At 39.9% G+C, this 25,944-nt stretch carries 26 protein-coding genes, 1 tRNA gene, 1 riboswitch and 1 other annotated feature; of the genes, 3 read left to right on the top strand and 24 right to left on the bottom strand.

Going from position 1 to position 25,944, the window contains the following annotated elements; genetic code table 11:
- Positions 1-13: 13 nt before the first annotated feature.
- The 22 genes from G413_RS0103120 to G413_RS10825 form a co-directional block, all read right to left on the bottom strand.
- Positions 14-415 carry a GNAT family N-acetyltransferase gene (locus G413_RS0103120; protein WP_027969020.1) on the bottom strand — a complete coding sequence of 134 codons (402 nt, stop codon included), beginning with the start codon at positions 413-415 and terminating at the stop codon, positions 14-16.
- 61 nt (positions 416-476) lie between these two features.
- The gene (locus G413_RS0103125) at positions 477-1,298 is read right to left on the bottom strand and encodes a Cof-type HAD-IIB family hydrolase (RefSeq protein WP_022789484.1); all 822 of its coding nucleotides are present in this window, start codon (positions 1,296-1,298) and stop codon (positions 477-479) included.
- 16 nt (positions 1,299-1,314) lie between these two features.
- Entirely contained in the window at positions 1,315-1,950 is a 636-nt protein-coding gene (locus G413_RS0103130) for a metallophosphoesterase family protein (RefSeq protein ID WP_022789485.1), read from the bottom strand.
- Between the two features lie 39 nt (positions 1,951-1,989).
- Entirely contained in the window at positions 1,990-2,490 is a 501-nt protein-coding gene (locus G413_RS0103135) for a DUF1307 domain-containing protein (RefSeq protein WP_022789486.1), read from the bottom strand.
- Between the two features lie 29 nt (positions 2,491-2,519).
- On the bottom strand, positions 2,520-3,614 hold the full coding sequence (locus tag G413_RS0103140; protein WP_022789487.1) for an aminotransferase class I/II-fold pyridoxal phosphate-dependent enzyme: 1,095 nt from the start codon (positions 3,612-3,614) through the stop codon (positions 2,520-2,522).
- A complete protein-coding gene (locus G413_RS0103145; protein ID WP_022789488.1) occupies positions 3,611-4,342 on the bottom strand; it encodes an amino acid ABC transporter ATP-binding protein in 732 nt (243 codons plus the stop codon). The genes G413_RS0103140 and G413_RS0103145 overlap by 4 nt, the downstream gene beginning before the upstream one ends.
- A complete protein-coding gene (locus G413_RS0103150) occupies positions 4,335-5,018 on the bottom strand; it encodes an amino acid ABC transporter permease (protein WP_022789489.1) in 684 nt (227 codons plus the stop codon). Before G413_RS0103150 ends, G413_RS0103145 begins: the two co-directional genes overlap by 8 nt.
- A 19-nt stretch (positions 5,019-5,037) precedes the next feature.
- Positions 5,038-5,805, bottom strand: a complete 768-nt coding sequence (locus G413_RS0103155) for a substrate-binding periplasmic protein (protein WP_022789490.1) — start codon at positions 5,803-5,805, stop codon at positions 5,038-5,040.
- A 136-nt stretch (positions 5,806-5,941) separates the two neighbouring features.
- Positions 5,942-6,148: a binding site (T-box leader), on the bottom strand.
- 82 nt (positions 6,149-6,230) lie between these two features.
- Positions 6,231-7,586, bottom strand: a complete 1,356-nt coding sequence (locus tag G413_RS0103160) for a PFL family protein (RefSeq protein ID WP_022789491.1) — start codon at positions 7,584-7,586, stop codon at positions 6,231-6,233.
- A gap of 8 nt (positions 7,587-7,594) precedes the next feature.
- Entirely contained in the window at positions 7,595-7,864 is a 270-nt protein-coding gene (locus G413_RS0103165) for an ACT domain-containing protein (RefSeq protein ID WP_022789492.1), read from the bottom strand.
- 11 nt (positions 7,865-7,875) lie between these two features.
- The gene (locus tag G413_RS0103170) at positions 7,876-8,361 is read right to left on the bottom strand and encodes a hypothetical protein (protein WP_022789493.1); all 486 of its coding nucleotides are present in this window, start codon (positions 8,359-8,361) and stop codon (positions 7,876-7,878) included.
- 62 nt (positions 8,362-8,423) lie between these two features.
- Positions 8,424-9,398, bottom strand: coding sequence for a phosphate acetyltransferase (pta, locus tag G413_RS0103175; RefSeq protein WP_022789494.1), 975 nt, complete (start codon positions 9,396-9,398; stop codon positions 8,424-8,426).
- Positions 9,399-10,284: 886 nt separating this feature from the next.
- Positions 10,285-10,360, bottom strand: a tRNA-Glu gene (locus G413_RS0103185).
- Positions 10,361-10,432: 72 nt separating this feature from the next.
- Positions 10,433-10,849: an Hsp20/alpha crystallin family protein gene (locus tag G413_RS0103190; RefSeq protein ID WP_022789496.1), complete on the bottom strand. Its 417-nt coding sequence runs from the start codon at positions 10,847-10,849 to the stop codon at positions 10,433-10,435.
- A gap of 127 nt (positions 10,850-10,976) precedes the next feature.
- Positions 10,977-11,525, bottom strand: coding sequence for a folate family ECF transporter S component (locus tag G413_RS0103195; protein WP_022789497.1), 549 nt, complete (start codon positions 11,523-11,525; stop codon positions 10,977-10,979).
- A gap of 58 nt (positions 11,526-11,583) precedes the next feature.
- A riboswitch (THF riboswitch) is annotated at positions 11,584-11,680 on the bottom strand.
- A 51-nt stretch (positions 11,681-11,731) separates the two neighbouring features.
- On the bottom strand, positions 11,732-11,896 hold the full coding sequence (locus G413_RS12050) for a hypothetical protein (RefSeq protein WP_022789498.1): 165 nt from the start codon (positions 11,894-11,896) through the stop codon (positions 11,732-11,734).
- On the bottom strand, positions 11,886-12,059 hold the full coding sequence (locus G413_RS12055) for a hypothetical protein (RefSeq protein WP_022789499.1): 174 nt from the start codon (positions 12,057-12,059) through the stop codon (positions 11,886-11,888). Before G413_RS12055 ends, G413_RS12050 begins: the two co-directional genes overlap by 11 nt.
- Positions 12,060-12,201: 142 nt before the next feature.
- Complete coding sequence (locus G413_RS0103210) at positions 12,202-13,746, bottom strand: hypothetical protein (RefSeq protein ID WP_022789500.1); 1,545 nt, start codon at positions 13,744-13,746, stop codon at positions 12,202-12,204.
- Positions 13,747-14,039: 293 nt separating this feature from the next.
- Positions 14,040-14,945 (bottom strand): SPFH domain-containing protein, encoded by a 906-nt coding sequence (locus G413_RS0103215; RefSeq protein ID WP_022789501.1) that lies wholly within the window; start codon positions 14,943-14,945, stop codon positions 14,040-14,042.
- A gap of 12 nt (positions 14,946-14,957) precedes the next feature.
- The gene (locus G413_RS0103220) at positions 14,958-15,203 is read right to left on the bottom strand and encodes a hypothetical protein (protein WP_022789502.1); all 246 of its coding nucleotides are present in this window, start codon (positions 15,201-15,203) and stop codon (positions 14,958-14,960) included.
- Positions 15,204-15,287: 84 nt separating this feature from the next.
- A complete protein-coding gene (locus tag G413_RS0103225) occupies positions 15,288-15,998 on the bottom strand; it encodes a response regulator transcription factor (RefSeq protein ID WP_022789503.1) in 711 nt (236 codons plus the stop codon).
- The gene (locus tag G413_RS10825; RefSeq protein ID WP_022789504.1) at positions 15,995-17,521 is read right to left on the bottom strand and encodes an ATP-binding protein; all 1,527 of its coding nucleotides are present in this window, start codon (positions 17,519-17,521) and stop codon (positions 15,995-15,997) included. The genes G413_RS0103225 and G413_RS10825 overlap by 4 nt, the downstream gene beginning before the upstream one ends.
- 87 nt (positions 17,522-17,608) lie before the next feature.
- On the opposite strand from G413_RS10825, the gene G413_RS0103235 reads away from it, so the two are divergent.
- From G413_RS0103235 to G413_RS0103245, 3 genes are all read left to right on the top strand, one after another.
- Positions 17,609-20,170: a PD-(D/E)XK nuclease family protein gene (locus tag G413_RS0103235; RefSeq protein WP_022789505.1), complete on the top strand. Its 2,562-nt coding sequence runs from the start codon at positions 17,609-17,611 to the stop codon at positions 20,168-20,170.
- Entirely contained in the window at positions 20,160-23,279 is a 3,120-nt protein-coding gene (locus G413_RS0103240; protein ID WP_022789506.1) for a UvrD-helicase domain-containing protein, read from the top strand. The genes G413_RS0103235 and G413_RS0103240 overlap by 11 nt, the downstream gene beginning before the upstream one ends.
- A gap of 116 nt (positions 23,280-23,395) precedes the next feature.
- Complete coding sequence (locus G413_RS0103245) at positions 23,396-24,721, top strand: NCS2 family permease (RefSeq protein WP_022789507.1); 1,326 nt, start codon at positions 23,396-23,398, stop codon at positions 24,719-24,721.
- Positions 24,722-24,771: 50 nt separating this feature from the next.
- Here the strand turns inward: G413_RS0103245 and G413_RS10830 are convergent, their stop codons facing one another.
- Together G413_RS10830 and G413_RS0103255 are read right to left on the bottom strand one after the other, a co-directional pair.
- Positions 24,772-25,449 carry a cytidylate kinase-like family protein gene (locus G413_RS10830; RefSeq protein WP_022789508.1) on the bottom strand — a complete coding sequence of 226 codons (678 nt, stop codon included), beginning with the start codon at positions 25,447-25,449 and terminating at the stop codon, positions 24,772-24,774.
- Between the two features lie 125 nt (positions 25,450-25,574).
- Positions 25,575-25,874: a hypothetical protein gene (locus G413_RS0103255; RefSeq protein WP_022789509.1), complete on the bottom strand. Its 300-nt coding sequence runs from the start codon at positions 25,872-25,874 to the stop codon at positions 25,575-25,577.
- Positions 25,875-25,944: the final 70 nt, after the last annotated feature.

The raw sequence follows: 25,944 nt of genomic DNA on the forward strand, positions 1-25,944 counted from the left end.
TTCCATACTTTCCTTAAAATTGTTTACGCACCATAGCTGAATAATTCACATACTCAAAAAAACCATAGCGTGTGTAAAAGATTTTTGTGGATGGATCGGAAGAAATCACTTTTATATAGAGCAGCTCATCAAAAAAGCTTAAAATCTGTTTCATCATCTGGTCCGCAATATGCATTCCCTGATATTCGGGATCGACTAAAAGATAATGAAGAAACGCAACGGTTTGACCATCATCTAAAGCACGTACCAGTCCGACCAGTCGATCTTGATCCCAGGCTGAAATCACATGTGTCGAGTTTCGCATTGCTTTTTCCAGCTTTTCCGGATAATTGCCCGACTCCCAGTTTACAGATAAAAACAGTCTTTGCAGCTGCGATGCGCTAAATTCCTTTGTATCCTTGTATTCAATAGGCATCTTTTTTCCTCTCACTTTCCCTGTATCCAAAAATAAAGAAAAAGATCTCATCACAAGATCTTTATTCTGTTTCCAGTACATGCTCAAACAAAAAACGTCCTAATGCACTTTCATCATTTGTATATTCACTGACCACATTGGCAGCCGCTTTGGCACCATCCGATCCATTTTTCATGCAGACACCCATGCCTACCTTCTCTAACATCTGAATATCATTGGCTTCATCGCCAAAGGCCACACAGTTTTCCAGATTCACCCCAAAGTGCTTGCACAGCTTTTGAATTCCATACCCTTTATTGATAGCCGGATCACAATATTCAAACAAGTTATTGGCCGTATTAAAACCAACACAGTCTTCTCGTTTAAACTTTTTAGAGCGCTCTAAAACTTGTGGCATATATTCTGGATCACAATAAATGATCAGCTTGTTCACTGTTCGATCCTTCAAGAAACTTTCCAGATCGATTTCAATTTCGGTTTCACCAAACAACTTCGCATGCGCTCTTGTTTCCGGAGTGGATTTACTGGTATAGCGAATATCCCCAACCAACACATGAAAAATGACATCCATATCCTGATAAAAATGTATGATATCCAGTATGATCTCTCCATCCAATAAATGATATTCTTCTTTGGTACGACGACGTATATCATAGATCACACCGCCATTCATCCCCATGATAAAGCTGACACTGTCCGCAATCTTCCATTGTTCAAGCATCGCATGCACAGTTTCTACCGGACGTCCGGAAGCGATACCGAATAAGATTCCCTGATGTTTTAAAGCGCTGATGGCCTTACGATTAAGATCGGATACTTCCTTTTGACTGTTCAAAAAAGTTCCATCTAGATCAGTTGCCACTAAAGTCACTGTATTCTTCATACGTTCTCTCCTTTAATTATTTCATTTCCAAAGCTTGCTCGTTCTTTCTTCGCTGTTGATCGATTGCGATCCATTCATCCAATGTCATAGGCTGATAATCAGAATACATGCAGAAACAATTGATAAATTGACATGATACGTGTTCCATACTCCCCGCAATACTGCGATGCATCTGCTTTTGGACAAAGTTTTGATACGCATCCAGGTACATTTGATCCTGCGTTTTATGAATATGCCCATGCAGCATAAACGTTTTGGGATTGCCGCTTTCATCTTTTCTATATTGTCCATTGTAACAGGCAATCGGATAATGACAAAGAACGACCTTTCGTTTATTTTCATTCAATTCCGCATAGTCTTTGATCCATAAAAAGCGGGAGGCATCAAAGTCCTTATCGTTTAGAAAGTGGTCATGGTTTCCCTTGATCAAGTACAGACGTCCATGAAGCTGCTTCAAAACTTCCTGGGTTTCATCGGCCTTTCCCCAACTGAAATCACCTAATATGACAACTTCATCATTCTTTCGCACTTTCGCATTCCACTGCTCGATCATATAAGCGTTCATCGCCTCCACCGATTCAAAACCTCTTTGATCCATATGTTCATTTAATGCACGATGAAAAAAATGACAGTCCGCAATATAATAGCGCATGATCTCACCTCCCTAATGAAAAAAAGCGGTCAAGCCGCTTTACTCTACTGTACATGTATAACCAGAAGCTTCCTGACTTTTACGAGTCTGTTTTAACGAGATATGCTCGCTATCCCTTTCTCCTTCCTGTAAAAGACCGGCTTCTACAAGTTCTTTGTCATTGGCAATTTCATAATTTACACGCAATGTGATCTCTACATGATCTTCTACTATCTTTCCGGTTGCCTCAACACCTTTCAGGTCATATAAAGACTGTAGCGACTGATTGATCTTATCTTGAATACTTTGTGCATCCAGATCCTCTCGTATTCCCAGATCCGCAAAAGACATCGTAAATACCTGTGTCATATTTTGAATCTGATCTCCTTTTGCCTCAAACGTTAACGTATCGTTTTTATCACTGGTACATGTCATTGTGGCCGGCGTCTGATCTTCTTTCTGTTCTTTTTGTGTACGGCTATTATCCGTATTAAAATCACTTAATCTGGCACACCCGCTAAGCAATGTCACCGCTACCAGGATCATCCCCAATTTTTTCATTTCATCAGCCCCTTAACGCCTACAGTGTATCATAAGCCTTTTTTAGATTTCAAGATATCAAAAAGGCGGATCAAGCCTTCTTTAAATTGATCTGGATCTTGCCCCAGACCTAAACGCATAAAGCCTTCCTGATCAAAACAAGCGCCGGGCACAAAAAAGATGCCGTGCTCCTTTAATAAATATTGCGCTGTTTTCACGCTGTCTTTCATCCCTTTGATTTCTAAAAAACATACGGTTCCGTTTTCGGGAATCACACAATCAAATAGATCTAGATCCTTTAACCATTCTTTTAGGAAGGACCGATTTTGATCCAGGATCGCATTTGTTCTCTGCAGGATCGATTCTTTGTTTTCTAAAGCCGCTGTACCTAAGGCATCTAATAAAGGGCCCGTTGAGATCATCGTATAATCTCTTCGACTGTTGATCTTAGTGATGAGGTTTGAATTGGCTTTGATCCATCCTAAACGAAGTCCCGCAAGACCATACATCTTGCTTAAAGAAGATGTACTGATTCCCCTTTGATACAGATCACTGATGCTTGGCAAACGATTTGGATCCCGATAAACTTCATCGCATAAAATATAGATTCCTCTTTGATCACAAACCTTGATCAATTCTTCTAAAAAAGGAAGATCATATTGTGTACCGGTTGGATTATTCGGATTATTTAAAACGATCAATTTTGTATGCTCCTGGATCGCATCCAAAAAATCCTGCAGATTAGGCTGCCATAAGCTTTCCGGAAGAAGTTGAATCGTAGAAACTGTACACCCTAAAGACTGGGGATAACTGACAAACTGCTGATATCCCGGAACACAGGCAATCACATGATCCTGTGGCTCTAATAGGGTTTCCATCACAAGCACATTGGCTTCCAGACAACCGTTGGTGGTGGTGATATTTTCTTCACTTCCGGTTTTATATAAAGATAAAATCTGTTGCCGAAATGCCAAACTTCCCTGAATTTCTCCATAATCCAGAACCAGTTTGGATAAATCTGTCTTCACCATTTGCAAGAGTTGCTCCATAGAAAAAGAAGAAGCACAAGTGTCCGTCAAATTGTACCTAGCTTGTCCTTCATTCTCATTCATCCATTGTTCAACTTTAAAATCAGCTAATTTCATTCGTAGAATACCTTACTTAGAAAATCTTTAGCACGATCCGATTGTGGATTGGAGAAAAACTCTTCACTCGGTGAATCTTCCACGATCTCGCCATGATCTAAGAATACAACACGACTTCCCACTTTGCGGGCAAAGCCCATTTCGTGTGTGACCACGATCATCGTCATTCCTTGTTTTCCTAAATCTTTCATAACTTCCAGCACTTCCTTGATCATCTCAGGATCTAGAGCACTGGTTGGTTCATCAAACAACATCATTTCCGGATTCATACATAAAGCACGGGCAATCGCCACACGCTGTTTTTGTCCTCCGGAAAGATTGTTGGGATAGGCATCTTTCTTGTCGGCCAGTCCAACTCTTTCCAAATACGTCAAGGATGTTTTTTCCGCTTCTTCCTTAGAACGGTTCAATACTTGAATCTGTGCCAAATTACAGTTTTCCAGTACCGTCATATTTGGAAACAAATTAAAGTGCTGGAACACAAAACCCATCTTATTGCGCTGTTGACGATATTTCTTTTCATCCTTGGGATCCATCAACTCCCCATTCATATAAATTTTCCCCTGATCTACTTTTTCAAGACCATGAATGCACCTTAACAATGTACTCTTACCGGAACCGGAAGGACCAATCAAAGAAACGATTTCGCCCTGATTGACTTCCAGCGATACATCTTTAAGTGCATGCAGTTGTCCGAAATTCTTTCGAATATGTTCTACTTTAATCACTGACAGCCAACCTCTTTTCTACTCGTTTTCCAATATAAGAAATACTGATTGTCATCACCAAATAGAAGATTGCCGCTAAAAAATAAGGCGACATAACTTCATAGTATTCAGCACCTACGATCTGGGCGCTCTTTAACAATTCAATAGCACCAATGGTACTTGTCAGAGAGCTGTCTTTAATCAAAGTGACAAACTCACTGATGATCGGTGGAACGATCAACTTAAAGGCTTGCGGCAATACGACAAACCGCATGGTCTGCCATGAGCTTAATCCTAAAGTTTCACAGGCTTCCCATTGTCCTTTATCCACACCGTTGATCCCACTTCGAATCAGCTCCGTTGAATATGCACCGGAGTTAATGCTCATGGCAATGATACCAATTAAATACACATTGATTCGCAATACTTCGCCGGTAATGGCGGTATAGATCGAAGGAATCACCGAGAAGATGATCAAGATCTGTAACAACATTGGTGTTCCTCGAATCACTTCTACATAAAAGTTACCGATCGCACGCAATACGATATATTTAGAACGTTTGGCACTGGCTCCTAAAACACCGAGTATCAAACCAATAAATAGGGATAGTATGGCCATCCCTAATGATACTAACGCTCCTTTCGCAAAGTATAGCGCCGTCTCAAGTGTAAATACTTGCTCAAAGGCTGAAAACATACTATCCCTCTTCTTTCATTTATTCTACTGCCGTAAGACCGTATTCTTCACACATCTTGGCATAATCATCACTGGCGATGAATGCTTCGATGCATTTATTGATCAAATCGATCATATCTGTATTGCCTTCTTTGGCAATGATGTAGTTCTTTTCATCCATCAAGACACCATCTAATACAGTAAAGTTTCCACTTTCGGCATAGCTCTTGGCAACACCGGAGTCGATAACGGCCGCATCATACTGATTAGCACTCAAGGCATTCATGATATCCTGTACGTTTTTCAAACCTGTTACTTCTCCACCGGCATCTTTGGCAGCCTGTTCTCCGGTTGCCCCGGTTTGTGCCGCAATTGATTTTCCGGCCAGCTGATCGATGGAAGTAATATCAGAACCAGCCGGTACAACGGCTACCTGTGCAGAACCAAGATATGGTTCGCTCCATTCTACTTTTCTGTCTTCATCGTAAGTGAATCCAGAAATTCCCAAATCGATCTGATCACCCTGAATCTGTGTAACGATGTTATCGAAGTCCATCTGTTTAAACTCGAACTTATAAGAAGTTTCTTCATTTTCATTCAGGTAGTTTTCAAACCAGTCAACCATGTCGATATCAAACCCTACCATCTCATTATCTGTATTCAGACTTTCATAAGGTTCATAATCCGGTGAAATACCAATTGTGATCGTTTTTGTATCTTTGTCTTCTGTAGCCGGTTCACTGCTTGAACATCCAACCATTGTGGCAGCCATAGCAGCTGCTAATCCCATTTTTAATAATTTACTCATATGTTTTCTCCTCATCTTTCTCTCTTCTAATTTTTCTTTTTTTGTTTACTTGTTTTTAGATGCGAATCTATCGCATCGTCGTCGGTCTTCTTTACTCATTCGCATCTTCCTTTCTATAAAAAAAATCGCCCTTCTTACAAAGGACGATTAACTCGCGGTACCACCTTAATTCCATCCGCCATACGGATGACACCTCATTCTTAACGCGAATACACGATCATTGCCTCACACTTTCGACAATGCGACTCCAAGACACGTTCCAGATTTCTTCCTGCGAATTTTCACCAGCCATTCGCTCTCTGTAAAGAAAACCATCTGTACTCCTTCTCTTCTTTGTCTTTATGGACATAATTATACACACGAAATCCTTTTTTGCAACAAAAAGTTGAAAATTTTTGAAAGCATTTTCTGAAAACGACTTACATTTAATTTTTCAAAGACTGTAACGGTGCCGGAATACGACCCCCACGATTGATCATGACATCGTTTTGGGTCTGACGAATCGGCATAACCGGACCGGAGCCCAAAAGCCCGCCAAAATCTAACTCTTCCCCGACCTCTTTTCCAATAGCCGGAATAATACGAACCGCTGTTGTTTTTGAATTGACCATACCGATGGCCGCTTCATCCGCAATCACACCGCTGATAATCGAAGCTGAAGTATCACCGGGAACAACGATCATATCCAAACCGACGCTGCACACAGCTGTCATGGCTTCCAATTTTTCTAACGATAAAACACCGGTTTTAGCCGCATGAATCATGCCGGCATCTTCGCTGACGGGAATAAAAGCACCTGATAAACCACCGACATTAGAAGTGGCCATGACGCCGCCTTTTTTGACCGCATCATTCAACATCGCAAGACATGCGGTGGTTCCATAAGCTCCGCAGGTTTCTAAACCCATTTCTTCCAATATATACGCTACACTGTCGCCAATTGCCGGTGTTGGTGCCAAAGATAGATCCACAATACCAAAAGGAACACCGAGCTTTTCTGAAGCTACCGTACCTACAAGCTGTCCCATACGAGTAATCTTAAAGGCTGTACGTTTGATCAAATCAGCAATCTTATCCATAGGCAAAGTTTTATCGGCTTTGGCAAGAACCGCACGTACCACGCCCGGCCCGCTGACACCGACATTGATGACACAATCGGCTTCGCCTACACCATGAAAAGCACCAGCCATAAAAGGATTATCTTCCACAGCATTACAAAAAACAACAAGCTTGGCAGCGCCCAAACAATGATCATCTTTGGTCAATTGTGCGCATTCTTTAATGATACGCCCCATCTGTTTTACGGCATCCATATTGATGCCGGCCTTTGTCGACCCGACATTGACACTGGCACAAACGTGCTGTGTTTTCGCCAAAGCTTCAGGAATGGCCTCGATCAACTCTTTATCCCCACTGGCATAGCCCTTTTGTACTAAGGCACTGAAACCTCCGATAAAATCAACACCCAGTTCCTGTGCACATTCTTCCAGTGTCAGTGCGTATTTGACCGGATCTCCACCAGATACTGCCACCAACATCGATATAGGCGTCACACTGATTCGTTTATTAACGACCGGAATCCCATATTCCTTCCCAAACTCATTGCCCACCTTGACAAGATCTTTGGCTTTGGAGCAAATTTTCTTTTTAATTTTTTCACAGCTTTTATCAATATCGGTATCCATACAATCCAACAAAGAAATTCCCATGGTAATGGTACGAATATCCAAATATTCTTCATCGATCATTTTTATCGTTTCTAGTATTTCTTTTGTCTGCATAGTCCCTCCTAGATTTTATGCATGGAATCAAAGATATCCTGATGCATAACACGGATCACAAGATCTTTTTCTTTCCCTAACTGATCCATATGATCACTAAAAGAAGACAAAGAAGTTTCCATGTTTTCTAAATCTACGCTCATGGTCATTGTGAAAAAGCCATCTACGATCGTTTGACTCACATCCAACACATTGATGTTGGCTTTGGCACATTCGTTGGCGATCATTGCCAAAATGCCAACTTTATCTTTTCCGATCACGGTAATAATTGCTTTCATGTTCTCTCCTCCTAAAACGGCAGGCTGACTACCGCATACTTTTCCAGCTCAAATGGTTCATAGGCATCCTGCAGTCCCTGCACATTGACAGCAAATTCATCCGGCATAAATGTCACAGTATTTTGGTGATGCAGTCGATCCAAGATCTTTTCACTCTGTTCTTTGGCCAAGGTCTTCCTTTTCTTAAAGCATACCTCGTTAGCGGCATTGACCAAAAGAAGTTCCACATCTAAGATTTCTTGATTCAAAAGCGAATCTTTGGCATCGCAATCCTGTACATTAAAATAAAAATCACTGCTGTCGATATCCCCACCCTCAAAAATGAATATGGCAATATCCATCGTGTAACAAAAATGAAGCTTTGCGCCTTTTTGTAAAAGCGCAATCTCTTCATCACTCCAGGATTCATCTTTGATCACCAGCATAAAACGATCATCCACATAATCCATAATGGCACCAAAATCTACATCATAAGGAAATTTTTCTACTGTTTTCATAATTCACAGTATAACAAAAAAACTGTCAGTCCAAAAGAACCAACAGTCAAATTCGAGGTTAACTAGATACCTAATGCTTTTTGAGCAGCGGTAACGATAGCCATTTTATAGATTTCCTGTGAAGTACATCCACGAGATAAGTCATTGATCGGTGCATTCAATCCCTGTAATACCGGTCCAATGGCCTGCCATCCACCTAAACGAGCGGCAATCTTATACCCAATGTTTCCACTGGAAAGATTTGGGAAGATAAACGTATTGGCATGTCCGGCAACCTTTGAATTCGGAGCCTTTAAAGCAGCAACTTCCGGTGCTACGGCACAGTCAAACTGCATTTCCCCATCTACTTCAAAATCGATTGGCATACGTTTTAAACGTGTAGCCGCTTCCGCCATCTTGGCAACACATTCACCCTTGGCACTGCCCATGCTGGAGTAAGACAACAAGGCTACTTTAGGTTCGATACCAAACTGACGAGCTGTATGGGCTGTCTGTACAGTGATTTCAACCAATTCATCCGGTGTAGGATTAATATTGATAGAACAATCTCCCATGATGTATTGTTCAGAGCCTTTGACCAATAAGAAACAAGAACTTACTAATGGCTGGCCCGGTGCTGTTTTGACAAGCTGCAATGCCGGACGAATCGTATCGGCTGTAGAGTAAGTCGCACCTCCTAACAAACCATCGGCAATTCCCATCTGCACTAACATAGTTCCAAAATAGTTGGAAGACTGTAATGCCTTACGGCACTGTTCCAGATCCATTTTACCACGACGAAGTTCAACCATTTTTACAGCCATTTCTTCAATACCATCATAGTTTAATGGATCGATTTGTTCGATGTTTGAAACATCCAGTCCATTTTCTTCAGAACATTTCTGAATTTGTTCCGGAGAACCTAACAAAATCGGATGTACAACATCGTTAGCCTGCAAATCAATGACAGCTCTTTGTACACGTGGATCCCATCCTTCTGTAAATACAATACGGATTCCTTTTCCTTTTACTTTTCCTTCTAGTTCATTAATTATCATTTTTCACAACCTCTTTCGTGTCTAGTATAAAACAAAGTGTCCTACAATGCACGTAAAACGTTGTGAAGTTTTTATCAATTGTAAAATGAAAAAATCCATCCTAAAATTTATCATTTTTGACAATATTTCTTTTTAAACTATTTCTTTCATTGCATAAAAAGAAAACGGATAAAATAACTTTTTTCCACTACTATCTATATCTCTATCACAAATGTTTTTTGTTGATTTTCACTGGTTTCAACATTTTTATAAACAAGTTGAAAAGTCTTCGTGATTTTATTCTTTAATTTTTCTAACACTTTATCTTCTATAAAGGTATGTATAAAAGTTTTCGTTCCTATTTCATGGCAATACTGTATTTAAGCAACATTTCAAATTAACAAATCATATAAAATAAAAAGACCATCATCAATTCCTTAGCCTATGGCCGAAGGAGGTGAATGGCCAAATGGAAAAATTAATAAATACAATCATCACTTTATTAGTACAGTCTTTACTACATCTTATAAAAAGATGCTGGATCGACTGTTTGATGGTGGTAAAACGAAAAGAGGGAACTAGCACTTCCCTCTTTTCTTAATGAATGGCCTAATAGAATGACCAAATAGCAATCATCTCGGTTAGCACAATGAACTTCCTAACCTAGTCACATTATATACAGTAATGAAAAGTATGTAAACAAAACAATCTTCTTTATGCTACCACTTATGATTATGGACAGACATACTTTTATATCTACAACTTTGGACAGATACGGGCACTTATTAGATGTTGATGGAGATGAAATTTTAGGAGCAAAAAAAATTAAAAAAGTTACGCACAAATTACGCATTATCACTTCTAACACATAAAAAAAGTGCCTTACATAAAGCACTTTATTGACTATTGGTAGTGCGTACGGGGTTCGAACCCGTAAATGCAGCCTTGAGAGGGCTGTGAGTTAACCATTTCTCCAACGCACCATTTGATGTGTATTCATTTTACCACCAAAGCTACAAAAAAGAAATAAAAAAGTTCCCATTGCGGGAACTTGATTAAAGAATTGGGATATACTTTGTTTCTTCCTCTTCTTTTTTAGCTTGTGTAGGAACCGTGATCTTTAATTCACCATTTTCAAAGCTGGCCTTGATATCCTGTTGTCTGACATTATCTCCGACATAGAAACTACGTGAACAAGAACCGCTGAAACGCTCCTGACGAACGATGCGTCCCTGATCGTCTTTTTCTTCATTATTAGAGTTTCTTGTTGCGGTTACTTTCAAATAACCATCTTTTAACTCTAACTGAATGTCTTTTTTATTGATGCCCGGCACTTCCATATTCAATTCATAATATCCATTCTTTTCGGTAATATCTGTCTTCAATAAATTAGCCGGTGTCTTGGATGCATAATTATCATTAAACAAGTCATCAAACAAATCAAATGCTCTATATCCTGGATAGAATTTCATACATATCACCTCCGCATTAAACGTAATGAATATTCTATCGAGTTAGCACTCTATTTCTAACTCTGCTAATATTATAGCACGATTTTTAGCACTGTAAAGTAAAAAGTGCTAAAAAATAAAAATCAGGTTACATTTTCACCTGATCTTTAATGCGAAGGCACAATTTCATTGTCAAATACAACACAAATGCCTCGATAGGAAACATAAGCACATTTTTTAAGATACGTTCACTGACAAGCACCCAGAAAGCATTGCCATACATCATAGAAAGCCATAATGAGTTTAAGACAAGATTGACGATCAGTATGACAGATAAACGCGCCAATGCACAACGTATGATCCCTATTTTTTCCTGCTTATAGAAAAATAGAGAATACAGCACCGCAATCACGACCGCACTGATCATAAACCATGGCTGATAAGGCCCTACCGGACGAAGCATGTAATTGATCGTATCTAATACAAATGCAGCAATCATATTGGGATAAGGCCCATAAAAATAACAACTGGCTGCGACGGCAATACTTCCAAAAGAGATCTTCAACATCGGTGTTAATTGAATAGAAAACATATTGAGGATCACATTCAGAGCGCAAAATAAGCTCACGCCAACCAAAACACGTACATCTTTTAAAGATTTCGCATTTTCTTTAAACATAACAAAGTATTGATTCATATAAAAATACCTCCTTTCCCATCGTGCAATGGAAAAAGAGGCATAGTTTGTCCATTACAACAGCGGGATGCAAAATATGTATCGCAAGAACTCTTTTCGTTTTCAGACCAACTCCCCGTGTCTGAAACACTTAACGCACATATTTTTACTCTGCTATAAAATGATTATACTGCAATCCAGGATACATGCAATAAAAACAGTAAACTTTAATCGTTTTGTTTTCCGTAAATCTTACCGTTTGTCGCATCCACCAGTGTTTGCATATTTAAATTGTCTTCTTTGGCTAAATCGTAAATCTTGCTCATAGCTTTCAAAAATTCTTCTTCGGATTCATACTGCATAGCCAAACTTTGTAATCGTTTAATACTCATAACGTTTTTTCTTTTTCATCCCTTCTACAAATTCATTGGCACGTTTTGTGAATCCATCTTCACCTTGCGTATGACATGCCTTATAAAAATCAGACATATCTTTTAAAAACTGCTCCTTGCTGTCATAGCCCCAGATCAGGCCGGTAAATATTTGAATACTCATGTTTATAAGATACAAAGAACAACATACAAAGTAAAGACATATGCACCATAGGCTTTACATGGCAGCCCATAATAAAAAGCGCATTCTTAATAAATACGCTTTTTATACTGATTTTAATTTTTAGTCATTTAATGAGTAAAAATTATTTTCTGTTTTTACGACGAAGTAATGCGATCATTCCACCTAATGCAACACTCATTGTTCCAAAGATTCCGGCTAATGGCATCGCAACACCTGTATCAACGCCCTTATCTTCTTTCTTGGAATCTTCCTTTGCATTTGTCTTTTCTTCGTCTTCTTTACCTTCGTTTTTGTCTTCAACAGCTTTTACTTTAACGAAGACTTCAGCGTTCTGACCGTATTCAACATCTAAAGATAATGAATCTTCATCCTCAACCAATTCATAACCCTTAGGCGCTTTCAAGTCAACAGTGAAAGTATGCACTTCGCCTTTTACACCGTCAGCTGTATAGGCCTCATCTTCGCCAACAACTTCATTTGTACCTTCTTTTACATATTTGACAACCAATGTGGCTGTATCTTGTTCTACTTCATGAGTCTGAACTTTATGTAAAGTAATAGTATATGGGTTATTGGCATCCACAAAGAAATCTCCGGTTTGAATCAATTCATAGCCTTCCGGCAACTGTAATTCGGAATAGTTGGCAATTCCATCATCATCTAAGTCAACGAAATAGTCTCCGCCACCTAAGTTGTTTCCTTCTTCATCAACGAATGTAACATTGATGATCGTTCCTTCTACTTCTTTCTTCAATGTGATTTCATAGTCTTTATTTGCATCCACAAAGAAATCACCGGTTTCTGTCAAATTGTATCCTTCCGGCAACTGCAGTTCAGAATAGTTGGCAATTCCGTCACCATCTTCATCTACAAAGTAGTCTCCGCCACCCAGGGCTTTTCCACCTGTGCTCTTATAAGTCACGTGGATGATTGTACTTGCAGCTTTTACAACTTTAGCCTGATATGATCCACCGGCTACTACATAGAAATCACCGGCTTCGGCTAATTTATAACCTTCCGGTACATATTCATTCAATACAGATAAATTCTGTACACCGGCAGGTAAGAAATAATCACCGCCGCCTACCGCATTTCCGGCCGCATCCACAAACTGTACATTTGTGATTACATTCTCTACTTCTTCAACAGCTTTATTAACTTTTGCCTGATAAACCCCACCGGCTTCCACATAGAAATCACCGGCTTCAGCCAACGTATAGCCTTCTGGTACATACTGACTCAAAATGGATAAATTCTGTACACCGGCAGGTAAGAAATAATTTCCACCACCTGCATAGTTTCCGTCTGCATCAATAAATTGTACACTGGCAATAACAGTAGCAGTTTCTTCTACAGCTTCTTTAGCCCGGACTGTAACCGGAATAATGTCAGCAGAGCTCACAACAGTAAATGAGCCATCACTAACCAATTCATATCCCTGTGGCAAAGTCAGTTCAGAAAACTGATGAGCTCCTGTTGTCAGATTTACAGTCGTTGTTTGAACCACTGTACCATCAGCCAATACGAACTCAATCTGCTGCAGGATTTGTTTTTCTTCTGCAGCTGGCTGCGTTCCTTCTGCATTGGCCACCAAAGGTGCTGCGACTGCAGGGATCATTGTCACTGCGACAAGACCGGATAATGCACTCTTAGTTATTTTTTTCATTTTCACATCTCCTAATTTTTTCAAGTTTGCTTTTTTTGTACAAAAAAAATAACTTTATGACCCATATTTAATATAAGTCACATAAATAGCGCCCCCGTATGCAAAAGTCAACTAGAAGTTATTATTTTGTTACAGAAAACAATCTCAAAGTTTTAGTTATCGTATAAAAACGCTCTGTACATAATTTGAATCTTCATCGTCTAAACATCAAAAAAAGCAGAGTTTTTTACCTTTTATTTCATCAGGTATACAAACTCTACTCGCTTTTCTTTTCTCAATTTTAAAAGGGGTCTCTACTTTGTTGGATTCTCTTCGATCGGTGTCTTTAACATCTCCGCAAAGATAGATTGCCTTGTCGTGCTCTCGGCAACCGATGTTGGAACAATGATCTTTGTCGCCTTGCCATCTGCTACTTTTTGTAAGGCATCAAATGATTTCAACTGAACGACGCGTGCATCTACATTAGCTTCTTTTAACCGTTTCAGACCTTCCGATTCCGCATTGTATGTCAATTCGATAGCTTTGGCCTTACCTTGGGCAATCGCAATGTCCGCATCACGTTTGGCCTGAGCACGTTTGATCATAGCCTGGGCTTCTCCATCGGCTTTTTTGATTTCCGATTCCTGGAAAGCTTCTGCCTGTAAGATCTTCTCACGTTTTTCTCGTTCTGCCTTCATCTGCTTTTCCATGGCATTTTTAATCTCTGTTGGCGGATCAATGTTTTTTAATTCTACACGGCTGACATTGATACCCCATGGATCGGTAGCTTCATCCAAGATGTCTTTTAACTTCACATTGATCGTATCACGGGATGTCAAAGCTTCATCCAAGGTCATATCCCCAATCAAGTTACGAAGCGTAGTAGCCGCTAAATTTTCCAGGGCGAATAAAGGATTGGCTGCTCCATAGGCAAAAAGCTTTGAATCAAAGATTTTGAAATAAACAACCGTATCTACATAGATAGAAACATTATCCTTTGTGATAACGGACTGTGGTTCAAAATCCGCACATTGCTCCTTTGAAGTGGCTTTACAGGCAACTCTTTCAAAGAATGGAATCAAGAAATGAATACCTGCACTCCATGTCGTCTTGTATCTTCCTAAAAATTCAATAACATACTCTTCGGTCTGCGGCACAATACGCACTGTATAAAATATACAAATGCCAACAATGATCAAAATCGGTATCAATATAAACATAATAGCTCCTCTCTATCCATTTCCAAATACGAACACGATCAGAAAACTCAAAATGCAGATCATCACTACCATGGCCAAAACCATGATCAGCTTGTTTTTATCAGACATTCGAGAATCCTTTCGCCATTTTTGAACGGTTGTCCGATGCTTAAATACATGGCTTTGATAACGCATCTTTTTGGCATTGTCATACCCATAGAGTGGCTTCCCATTCAAAATCGTTCCTTTGTTTTTACTGGACTGTCCATTCAGGTTCATATGCTCTCCTCTACTTTGATTTCATTGTAGCACAGTTTAGGTTAAGAAATTCTATAGGCTTTATAAATTTATGTTAATTTTGAATTAAGATTCCTCATCTACCTTCAACATGCGATAGCCTACACCGATATGCGTTTGAATATAACGTGTGGAAGAACCTTTAGGTTCGATCTTTCTGCGCAAGGTAGCCATAAAAACACGTAAAGAGGCCACATCACTTTCCCAGCATGTTCCCCAGATTGCCTGGGTAATATATTTATGCGTCAATACTTTTCCCATATTTCGTGATAACAGGCAAAGCAGTTTATATTCGATCGGCGTCAAATGCAGCTCTTCGTCTTTTAAATAGGCACATCCTGCCGCATAATCAATATGAAGATCTCCATTGGTAAAGCTGGAGGCTTCACTGAGCGATGCATTCTGCAGGATAGAAAGTCTTCTTTGTGTGGCACGAAGTCTGGCCAACAATTCTTCCACGGAAAAAGGCTTGGTCAGATAATCATCAGCCCCGGCATCCAACGCTTCGATCTTATCGCTATCTTCACTTCGCGCACTGACAACGATGATCGGCATATTGGACCAGGAACGCACCTTTTTGATGATTTCCACTCCATCCATATCCGGTAATCCCAAATCTAATAAGATCACATCCGGATTATGACTGGAAGCCTCTAAGATGGCCTCCTGCCCATCTTTGGCACTCAAATACTGATATCCGTGTGCCTGAAGGGTCGTCACGATCAAATTCTTTACAGATATATCATCTTCTACTACTAGTATTTTCATCTTGTTCATTGTATTCCTCCTGCTGGCAATGTAAATGTGAATATGGCCCCATGTGGCACGTTATCTTCCACTTTGATCGTTCCATGATGCGCCTGAATCACATTTTGACAAAGCGCTAATCCAAGACCTAAGCTTCTTCTTGAATCCGCAATTTTGTCTGCCCCTGTATAAAACATTTCAAAAATCTTTTCTTTCTTTTCATCCGGAATGCCCGGTCCATCATCTTTGATCCTTACCTCAACTTGTTTATCGTTGGTACAAGTTTCGATTTGAATACTGGAACCAGGTGGTGTATATTTGATCGCATTGTTGATCAAGTTCACCAGGACCTGCACGATCAGACGCGAATCCATCTTCGCCACTGTGATCGCATCCTTGGTCAAAAATTCAATCGAATGTTCTTTTTCATGTCTGTCGATCCGATTCAACGCTTCATCAATCACGTCTTCGATCACATCATCACTAATATGAAGGTCCAAACCACCCTCTTCCAAGCGTGTAATGGCCAAAAGGTTTTCCACTAAATCGATCAACCATTTGGAATCATCATAAATATCCGTATAAATATTATGGCGAACAGAATCGTCTAAAAGCGCCTCATGATTTAAAAGATTACTGGCATTGCCGTAGATCGAAGTCAACGGTGTTCTAAGATCATGCGAGATCATTCGCAATAAGTTGGAACGCAGGCGCTCATTTTCAGCCAATATGGCCGCTTCCTCTTTTTCTTTTAAAATCTTCAGATTCTTTAAAGCCATGGCCGATTCCCCCAAAATCGACAACAAAATATTTTCTTCGAAGGAATCAATCTGCTCCTTTAAAGTTTCTATCCCGGCAATCCCAAAATAACTGTCATCCATATGAATCGGCGCGTACACACCATGTTCAGAGGCGATCAAACCGGCATAGGCTCCCTTTTTCAGCACTTTATCTACGACATTTTTCTCATTTTTATATAACATATCCTGCGAGATCGTCCCATATGTGATCGAAGGCTGCAGGTTTCCATCCTGTATCGGATAAATGATGATCCCTGTATTCATCAGCTTATGAAGCTGTACCGCCGTACAGGAAAAAACCTGTGATGCATCCTTAGCCTTGGAAAGCTGTTGGCTGGTATTAAATAACACCTGTGCGCTGTAAGCATCCTGTGAATACATACGCGCATGATTCTTTAACTGAATCGCCAAAGCACCGGCTAAAAAGGAGGCCGCAAAAAAGATCAAAAAAGTGGCAATGTGATTCTTATTATAGGCCTGAAAAGTAAATTGTGGATAGGTGAACAAATAATTAAAGCTCAACACGCTGACAATAGAAAAGATCACACAATATAAACGATGACTTGTCAGTATCGCAAGGATCATCACGCCCAAAAGATACAACAATATGATCGTCGCATCGTCTAACCCCATTCGATAAAACAAGCTGCCGATCCCGCTGACCACCAACAACATCAAAAGTGTCATCGATAAGTTATACAATACATTTTTCTTTGTATTTAAAAAATGATACATCTTATTTTTTCGATTCATATCATCATTTTACCAAAAAATTAAATCCTGCGAGCAGTTTTCTTACAGCACATTTTTATTCCTTCGTTTTTACGATATAATGAAACCATGTTGAAAATTCCAGAACAAGGCATACTGATTGCACCGGCCAGTCTGCATCTGCCTTTATACCAAGCTATACATCAAGCCAAAGGAAACACGATTGGTTTGGAAGTGTACAGCCTGCATTCCTTCATACAACAATTCTTCCAGGGACAAACTGTCGATGAAGTGGCGTTATTGTTTGAAACCATGAAAAAATGTCAGGCTTGTTCTTCGACCAATGTGTTTTATTCCAGCCGGAAAAGTTATGATTTTATCCGCGACACCCTACAATTTGTGCGTCATGCCAAAACCTATGGCATCGATTTTCATACACTGCATGAAAACAGCCAAAAAGAAAAAGATCTCAAAGAGATCCTTTGTCTTCTGGAAGATTTGGATGTACGCGAAAAACAAATCCCGGGAATTTTAAAGCAGCCGTTTCATGCAGAGAATATTTATATCCTGCAGTATGAATATAGTGAAGAAGAAAGCCTCTGGATCGACTTCTTACTCCAAAATGGGGCGCACACATTGGAAGAGGCAACAGAAACAGCTGTGCAGTATGTATCCGTGGCCAATGTCCGCAAACAGGCAACTTTGATCGCCCAGACCATCGTTGATCAATACGATGCCGACGATGTTTTTATCTGTTGTCACCAGGCAAGCCAAAGGCAGGTATTGGCACAAATGTTAGAGGCTTATCAGATTCCCTATACCTTTTTAACGGAAGATACGCCTTCTTTGCTACAGTATCAGTTGATTTGCTGCATAAAATGGATCGCCTTACAAGATATCGAAAGCTTTATCACGATGATCAATGCCCTGCATCCTGATACCAAAGAAAGCATACAGCCAACCTTGCGACAGTTCCCAGATTTGTTTACGACCAGAAAATCGCATCTTCCGGATCTATATCAGGACAATGTTTTTATGGATCGTTATAGCTTTGAACATCTTCAAAAACAAATAGAAACGACATTGACATGGCTAGAGGAACACGATGCACTCTGCCATTGGACATTACAGGATATAGAAGATGTCTTACAGTATATACAGGCACAAAATACCTGCACGATGGAAAATCTTCGGACATTCCATCAAATACAAGACGTGTTAAGAAAGTGCCTTCCTTCTTTGAAAACCAGGGAAGATCTCTTGTTTTTATGTGAATATTTAAACGCTAAAACAAATTCTTCAACGGCTTCTCAGATCCAGGGCGTTTTGATTGGAAAGCGCAGCGAGATCACAGCATTGCGAAAAGTTTGTTTCCTAACTGATGTCCATGCGCGCTCTTTCCCGGGTCTTTCTATGCATAGTGGTATTTATGATGAAACCTATTTAGCCGATCTTTCAGTTCCATCCTTAGCCACAAGGCTTAAAAAACAGCGTGATCAGCTTTTCACATGCCTTTCTTTGCCAAAGACTTTATATATCCTTGTACCGGAAGCTTCGTACGATGGAAAGGAAAATCCGGAAAGTCATGAGCTTGTACAGTGGATCGGCCAAAAAGCACAGTTTGTGGATGTCAAAGAAAGCTCTGTGTACGAAAAACCACAGTTTTCCCTAAACCCTTCTTTGGCAAGCTCGCTTTTCTTTCCGGAGGATCGTTTTACCGGTTCGATCTCTCGCCTAGAGTCCTTTGCCCGTTGTCCTTTACAACACTTTCTTCGTTATGGGTTGCATTTAAAAGAAAAACGAGAAACCATGGATATTCGTATGCAGGGTTCGATCTATCACCATATTTTAGAAATCTTGATGGATACGTATCAAAAAGACTATACCAAGGCCGATACAAAAACAATCAAAAACCTCGTTCAAAACGAATTTACTTTTATTTGTAATGTTTATCCGCAACAGGCACCTTTCTTTGAAAGACACGTATGGGAGACAACCGATAAAATTTTAAAGATTTTAGAACAGTTAGATGATTTTGAACACGATTGGCATATGCGTACTTCGCATCAGGAGTATAAAGTGCAGATGCAGCTGGATTGGCAAGGCACACCGATTCTTCTCTATGGGTATATCGATCGTATCGATGCCTCGCAAAGCTCTTTTGTGATCTTTGATTACAAAAGTTCGGATAAAGATTTGTCCCTGCAGGATTTTGATGCCGGACTAGCCCTGCAGCTGATTACTTATACAATTGCCTATGAAACAACCAGTGGCAGTCTGCCGGCAGGCTGTTACTATATTTCACTAAAGACATCGCCGCAAACCGCTCTGGCCTATAAGGTCAACTATCGAAAAAAGGTTCCGGAGGCTACACCGTTAGATATCAAAGAACAGGCACAGGAGGCTGCCCAATCCAGGAAATTTACCGGTCTGATGTTTCAGGATCTATCCATATACAGCGATCATGAGCATTTCGCCAGAAAAAAAGAACAGCCGGAATATCCTGAAATCAAAACACAATGGCAAACGATCCTCTTTTCCTTATTGGAAGACATGAAAAATGGTGTGATTCAGCCCGATCATGCCAAAGGTGCCTGTGATTATTGTGCCTATAAGGAGATTTGTCGAAACGCGGCCAATGAAGTCACAAAAGCCAATCGATTAGAACAGGAGGAAGAACATGCGCTTTAGTTTTGCCCAACAACAAGCTATCGATATTCGCGATAAAAATGTGCTGGTGTTTGCCAGTGCCGGAAGCGGCAAGACCAGTGTTCTTGTCCAAAGGCTTTGTCAGCTTGTGCTACAGGATAAAATTTCCATTGATTCGATTTTGGCCATGACGTTTACCAATGATGCGGCCAATGAAATGAAAAGTCGTTTAAAAATCTCTTTGGAAAATGCACCTTCTTCTCCATATATTGAAGAACAGCTGGCGCTTTTGGAAACCGCAAGCATCTGTACGATCGACAGCTTTTGTCTTGGCATTGTACAAAATTATTATTATCGAATTCCCATCAGCTATAAAATGTCTCGAACAATTGATGACACGATTCAAAAGCAGGCCTTTGATCAGGCCTATCAACAAGCCTGCTTTAGCTTACCTGTAAAGGAGATGGCCAATCTTTCTCTTTTCTTTTCCGGCTTTGGAAAAAAAGAAGATGACATCAAAAGAAGCTTGGAAGCCCTGATTCAAACCGCATGGTCCAAGCCGGAACCGGAAGAGTGGATTCAATCCCTGACAAAACAAACTTCTTCCCTGATGGAAAGCTGGTTCTTTCAATATTTTAAACAATGTACTCTTTCCATGGAGCAGATTCTTCAAGAGTTGATCTTAAAGACGGAAGACAAAGATCTTATTACCAAAAAAGAAGCCTTGCGCCCATGTCTGGAAGAACTGGATCGAAAAGACTATGCCCTGTTTAAAAGTTCTTTTTTGGTCTATCTTTCCAACACGGTACGTCTTAAAAACAAATATGATGATATCGATACAAAAAATGATAATGATGCCTATAAAAAGTTTGAAAAGAAGATCACCGATGTATTATTTGATAAGAATCTGTATGAAACAGAAACCAAGGAAACACAGGCATTAAAAAAGACGTTTTGTACCTTGGCACTGACAACACAAAAATTCTATGCCCAGATCAAAAAAGAAAAAGAAGTGATGGATTTTGGTGATATGGAACACTTTGCCTATCAGCTTCTCAGTCAAAGTGATATTGCCAAAGAAGTGCAGAATAAATACAAAATGATCCTGGTGGATGAATTTCAGGATACCAACGATCTGCAGGAAAGCATTTTGTCTTGTTTTGCCCGTAAAAACAATGTCTTTCGTGTAGGAGACATCAAACAAAGCATTTATGGCTTTCGTCATGCCAAGCCCGAGATCATGAAACATCATATGGAAAAGCAGGATGAATTTTCCTGTACATTGGTGCTGGATGAAAACTATCGTTCCAATGCCTCTATCATTGATTTCAACAATCATTTTTATAAAAAAATCATGAATGTAGCGGGAATGCCGGCACAGTTTGATCAAAAAGATATCGCAAAACCGGGCACAAAGGCCCAACGCGAAAGAGAACAATATCCGATTCGCTTTCTATATATGGAATCGGATGCACTGGCTGATGAACTCGACATTTCTAAGCTGGAGGCAAAAACAAAAGCCAAAGAAAACAAGCTGGATATCTTAGCCCATGATATCTTAAAACATAGAAAACAAGGTACTTCTTTCAAGGATATCTGTATTTTGACCAGAAGCCATGGTCCTCAGGAAGAGATCAAAAAAGCATTGGAGGCTTATGATATACCTGTACTGGCCGAGATCGATCATGGTTTTTATACCAATCCCAGCATTCAGATCGTTCTTTCCTGCCTGCAGGCCATTTTAGATCCTTATAACGATATCGCCTTATGCGCTACTTTATTCTCTCCATTTTGTCAGACTACACCTAACCAGCTGGCACAAGCCTGCCTTGGAAAAGAAAAAGGAGCATCTCTATATGTTCAGCTAAAAGATACTGATTTGATGCAGGATTACTTCACGATGCGAGAATGGAAGAACGATCCGGTTCCTTTACTGATTCGCAAGCTCTACGCCTGGCATGATTTTTATGAATCACATACCAGTGCACAGGATAAAACCAATTTAGATTTATTCTTACAGTTTGCCAGTCAGTTAAACGATCCCATGGACCTGGAGGGCTTTCTGCAGCAGCATGTACAGGCCAGTCGTTTTGACAATTTATCAGAAGCCTACCCTTATGGACGAGAAGCCGATGTCGTATCAATCAAGACCATGCATCATTCCAAAGGGTTGCAGTTTCCAATCGTGTATATTTATTCACAACATGAAACGAAAGATCGTATTTCTAACGAACCAATCCTGATCGATGAAAAACTGGGCTTAGGCTTTCTACAGCTCGATGCCACAGGAAGGATCAAGCTTCCCAGTAAAGCCCATCTTGCGATCCGTACCAAAAAACTGCAGGATGAACTGGAAGAAGAAATGCGCGTTTTCTATGTGGCCACTACAAGAGCAGAAAAAGAATTGATTTTACTGGATTCCATTTCCAGCGCCAAAAACTATGAAGCCCCTTTATCTTTACAAACGCTCTTGAAAAGACAAAGCTATACCAGCTGGATCTTTCATGCGTATTATCATTCGACCACAAGTGAAGTTCACTTTGAAAAAGTCCAAAAGCTTTATGATCGACCAACTTCAAAGAAAAACACAAAACGAAAAATGGAGCATACGGCATATGATAAAGAATCTCTTTCTTTTTCCAATGCGACCGCAACGCTAAACAAGCAATTGCTTCAGTGGCCGGAAGTTGATCTTAAACCTTCTACATCGGCACAGCGAGGAACCTTGTTTCATGAAATGGTTGCACAGTTGGCTTATCCATATCAAAAAGAAGATTTGATACAGTTTGCCAAAGTACATGGCTATGATTTAACTCGTTATGATCTGCAGCTTATTCAAGAATTGAATCAGAATACAGAATACGCTTTGTATATGAAGGAAAAACATCGCTTTGAATGTCCATATATCATCAAAGAAAAACAAAACATCGTACATGGCTTTATGGACCTTGTCGTTTGGCAAAAAAAGAAGATCGTAATCATCGATTTTAAAACCGATCATTTAGAAAGTGATGAAGAATTTATAGAGCAATATCATAAACAGCTGGAAACGTATCAGAACGCTATGAAACAAATCGAGAATACGTCGATCGATACAAAAATCTATTCGTTTTACTTAAAAAAATTTATCGACATTCACAAAGAAGCCTGAAAAGGCTCTTTTTGTTTTTCATTTCCTATATTTTCTATAGCGAATATCTTGTTCATATCCAATTTACAAGTTACAATAGATGCGTCTTTGTTTCATAAAAGACAAAGGAGAGGAAAATGGAAAAATTATTTAAGCTCAAAGAAAAAGGGACTTCCGTAAAAACGGAAATTCTGGCAGGACTCACCACATTTTTGGCAATGGCCTATATCCTTGGTGTCAACCCTATTATTTTAGGGGATGCCGGTATGGATCAAGGCTCTGTATTTATGGCAACAGCCATATCTGCAGCATTCGCCAGTATTGTCATGGGACTTGTGGCCAACTATCCGGTTGCGTTAGCAGCAGGAATGGGGGTAAACGCTTTATTCTCTTATACGGTTTGTTTGGGAATGGGATACAGCTGGCAGGCTGCCTTATGTGCCGTATTCGTTTCCGGTGTGATCTTTGTGTTGATTTCTGTGACCGGTATTCGTCAAATGATCATCAATGCCATACCGATCCAGCTAAAGCTTGCGATTGGTTCAGGTATCGGATTCTTCATTGCGTTTGTCGGTTTAAAAAATGCCGGTATCATCGTATCAAATACTTCGACAGCGGTAGGTATCGGTAATCTGACGGATCCGGCGGTACTTTTAGCAGTTGTCGGATTATTAGTAACGATTGCTCTTGTGATTAAAAATGTGCCGGCAGCCGTGTTTGTCGGTATGGTCATCACCGCCATCTTAGGAATCATTGGCGGTATGATGGGACTTGCCAATATGCCATCTTTACCAACAGATTTCACATTAAATCTTTCTATGCATGGAGCCGGCGCTTTCATGGACGGCTTTGGCGAACTCTTCAGTAATCCGATGGCTGCTTTTGTGATCATCTTCTCTTTCTTGTTCGTGGACTTCTTTGATACAGCTGGAACTTTGATTTCCATTGGAAACCGCATCGGTTTGGTCAATGAAAAAGGTGAACTGGAAAATGCCGAAAAAGCCTTGTTGGCTGATGCGATCGGTACGGTATTTGGAGCTGCCATCGGTACCAGCACCGTGACCAGCTTCGTAGAATCCAGCTCCGGAGTCGGTGTAGGCGGAAGAACGGGTCTTACAGCCGTTACGACCGGTGTTTTATTCCTTCTATCGATCCTGATTTCACCAATCATTTTAAGCGCTGTCACAAACGCGGTTACGGCACCGGCTTTGATCGTTGTCGGCGTTATGATGGCACAACAGCTAAAAGGTATCGACTGGGATGATATGGTCTATGCGACAAGCTCTTTCATTACAATTTTAATGATGGTCTTGATGTATTCCATCTCCAACGGTATTGCCTGTGGATTTATCGTCTATACTGTGGGAATGTGTGCTGCCGGACGAATCAAACAAATTCATCCGACAGTCTGGGTATTGATTGTAATCTTTATCATCTACTTTGCGACACCATACATGATGTAGCCAAAAGAAAAGATGGGGAAAATTTCATTCCTCATCTTTTTTTGTACCCTTTACTGTGCTTCTTCTTCAAAAGATACATTTTTATGTGCCAAATACTGATCAATATAAGCTCCTTTTAGTGTTTTTGTTCCCATCTTTATATCATAAAGTTCTGACAACATCTTTATGATATCATCGGTTTTCATTTTAGAGGTATTGATCATCATATCGTAATTGGAACTGGCACCCCATTTCTGACCGGTATAAAACTCATAGAAACCGGCACGTCTTTCATCTTTATCATGAACAAACTTTCTTGCCTTTCGAGCCGGCACCTTATATTCGCTGATGCTCCAATTGATTCGTGTCTCCAAATCCGAATAAATAAACAGCTTTATCGTATTGGGATGATCTTTTAAGATATAATCGGCACAACGTCCTACGATCACTGCACTTTCTCTCTGGGAAATCCCCTGAATCAATTCACAGGCTTTTTCATACACTTCGGAATTCACAGAAAGCTCTGTAATTGCCGATAACTTATGCCTTCCGGCTACTGAAAATAAGCCTTGTTCATTTCGGTTTTCTTCACGGAAAAAATCTGGATCGATTCCAAAATCATTGGCAATCACTTCCATGATTTCTTTATTATAATAGCCAATGTCTAAATACTCTGCCAACTGTCTTCCTATTTCTCTTCCGTTAGAACCAAACTGTCGAGAGATCGTAATAATTACATTTTTATTCATATGATGTACCTTTTGTCTATATTATACATGATTTAATGGAAAGGAAAAATGGAAAGTAAAGGGATCCAAAGCATAAGTGCTCAAGATCCCTCTTTCTCTTTCAAAGAGTTTTTGTAATGCTATAACTAGTTATTGACTTCTGAATACTTTCTACGTCCCGGATGCAGATTGTCAACATAATAGCGGATCGTTAATGTTCCTGCTACTTTCGTTTTAACTTTTGGTTCAACGATAAATCCGTCCCCTTCTAACATCGCATCCAACATAGCTTTACAGCAGGTAGTTGTATTACCTTTTACACCTGGTTCACATTCATTCATGAATTCCTTGGCATTGACTTCAATGTACAACCACATCTTGTCATGTGCTTCTTGTTTCATTTCCTGTAAACGGGCTGCATACTGTTCCTGAGTCCATTTTTCCATGCTGATACTTCCTTTCCTTTCGTTTTCATTTTACTCCTAAACACCCTATAAGACAAGATTTGGGGACTGA

The sequence above is a fragment of the Faecalicoccus pleomorphus DSM 20574 genome, assembly GCF_000420345.1.
Classification (GTDB): domain Bacteria; phylum Bacillota_I; class Bacilli_A; order Erysipelotrichales; family Erysipelotrichaceae; genus Faecalicoccus; species Faecalicoccus pleomorphus.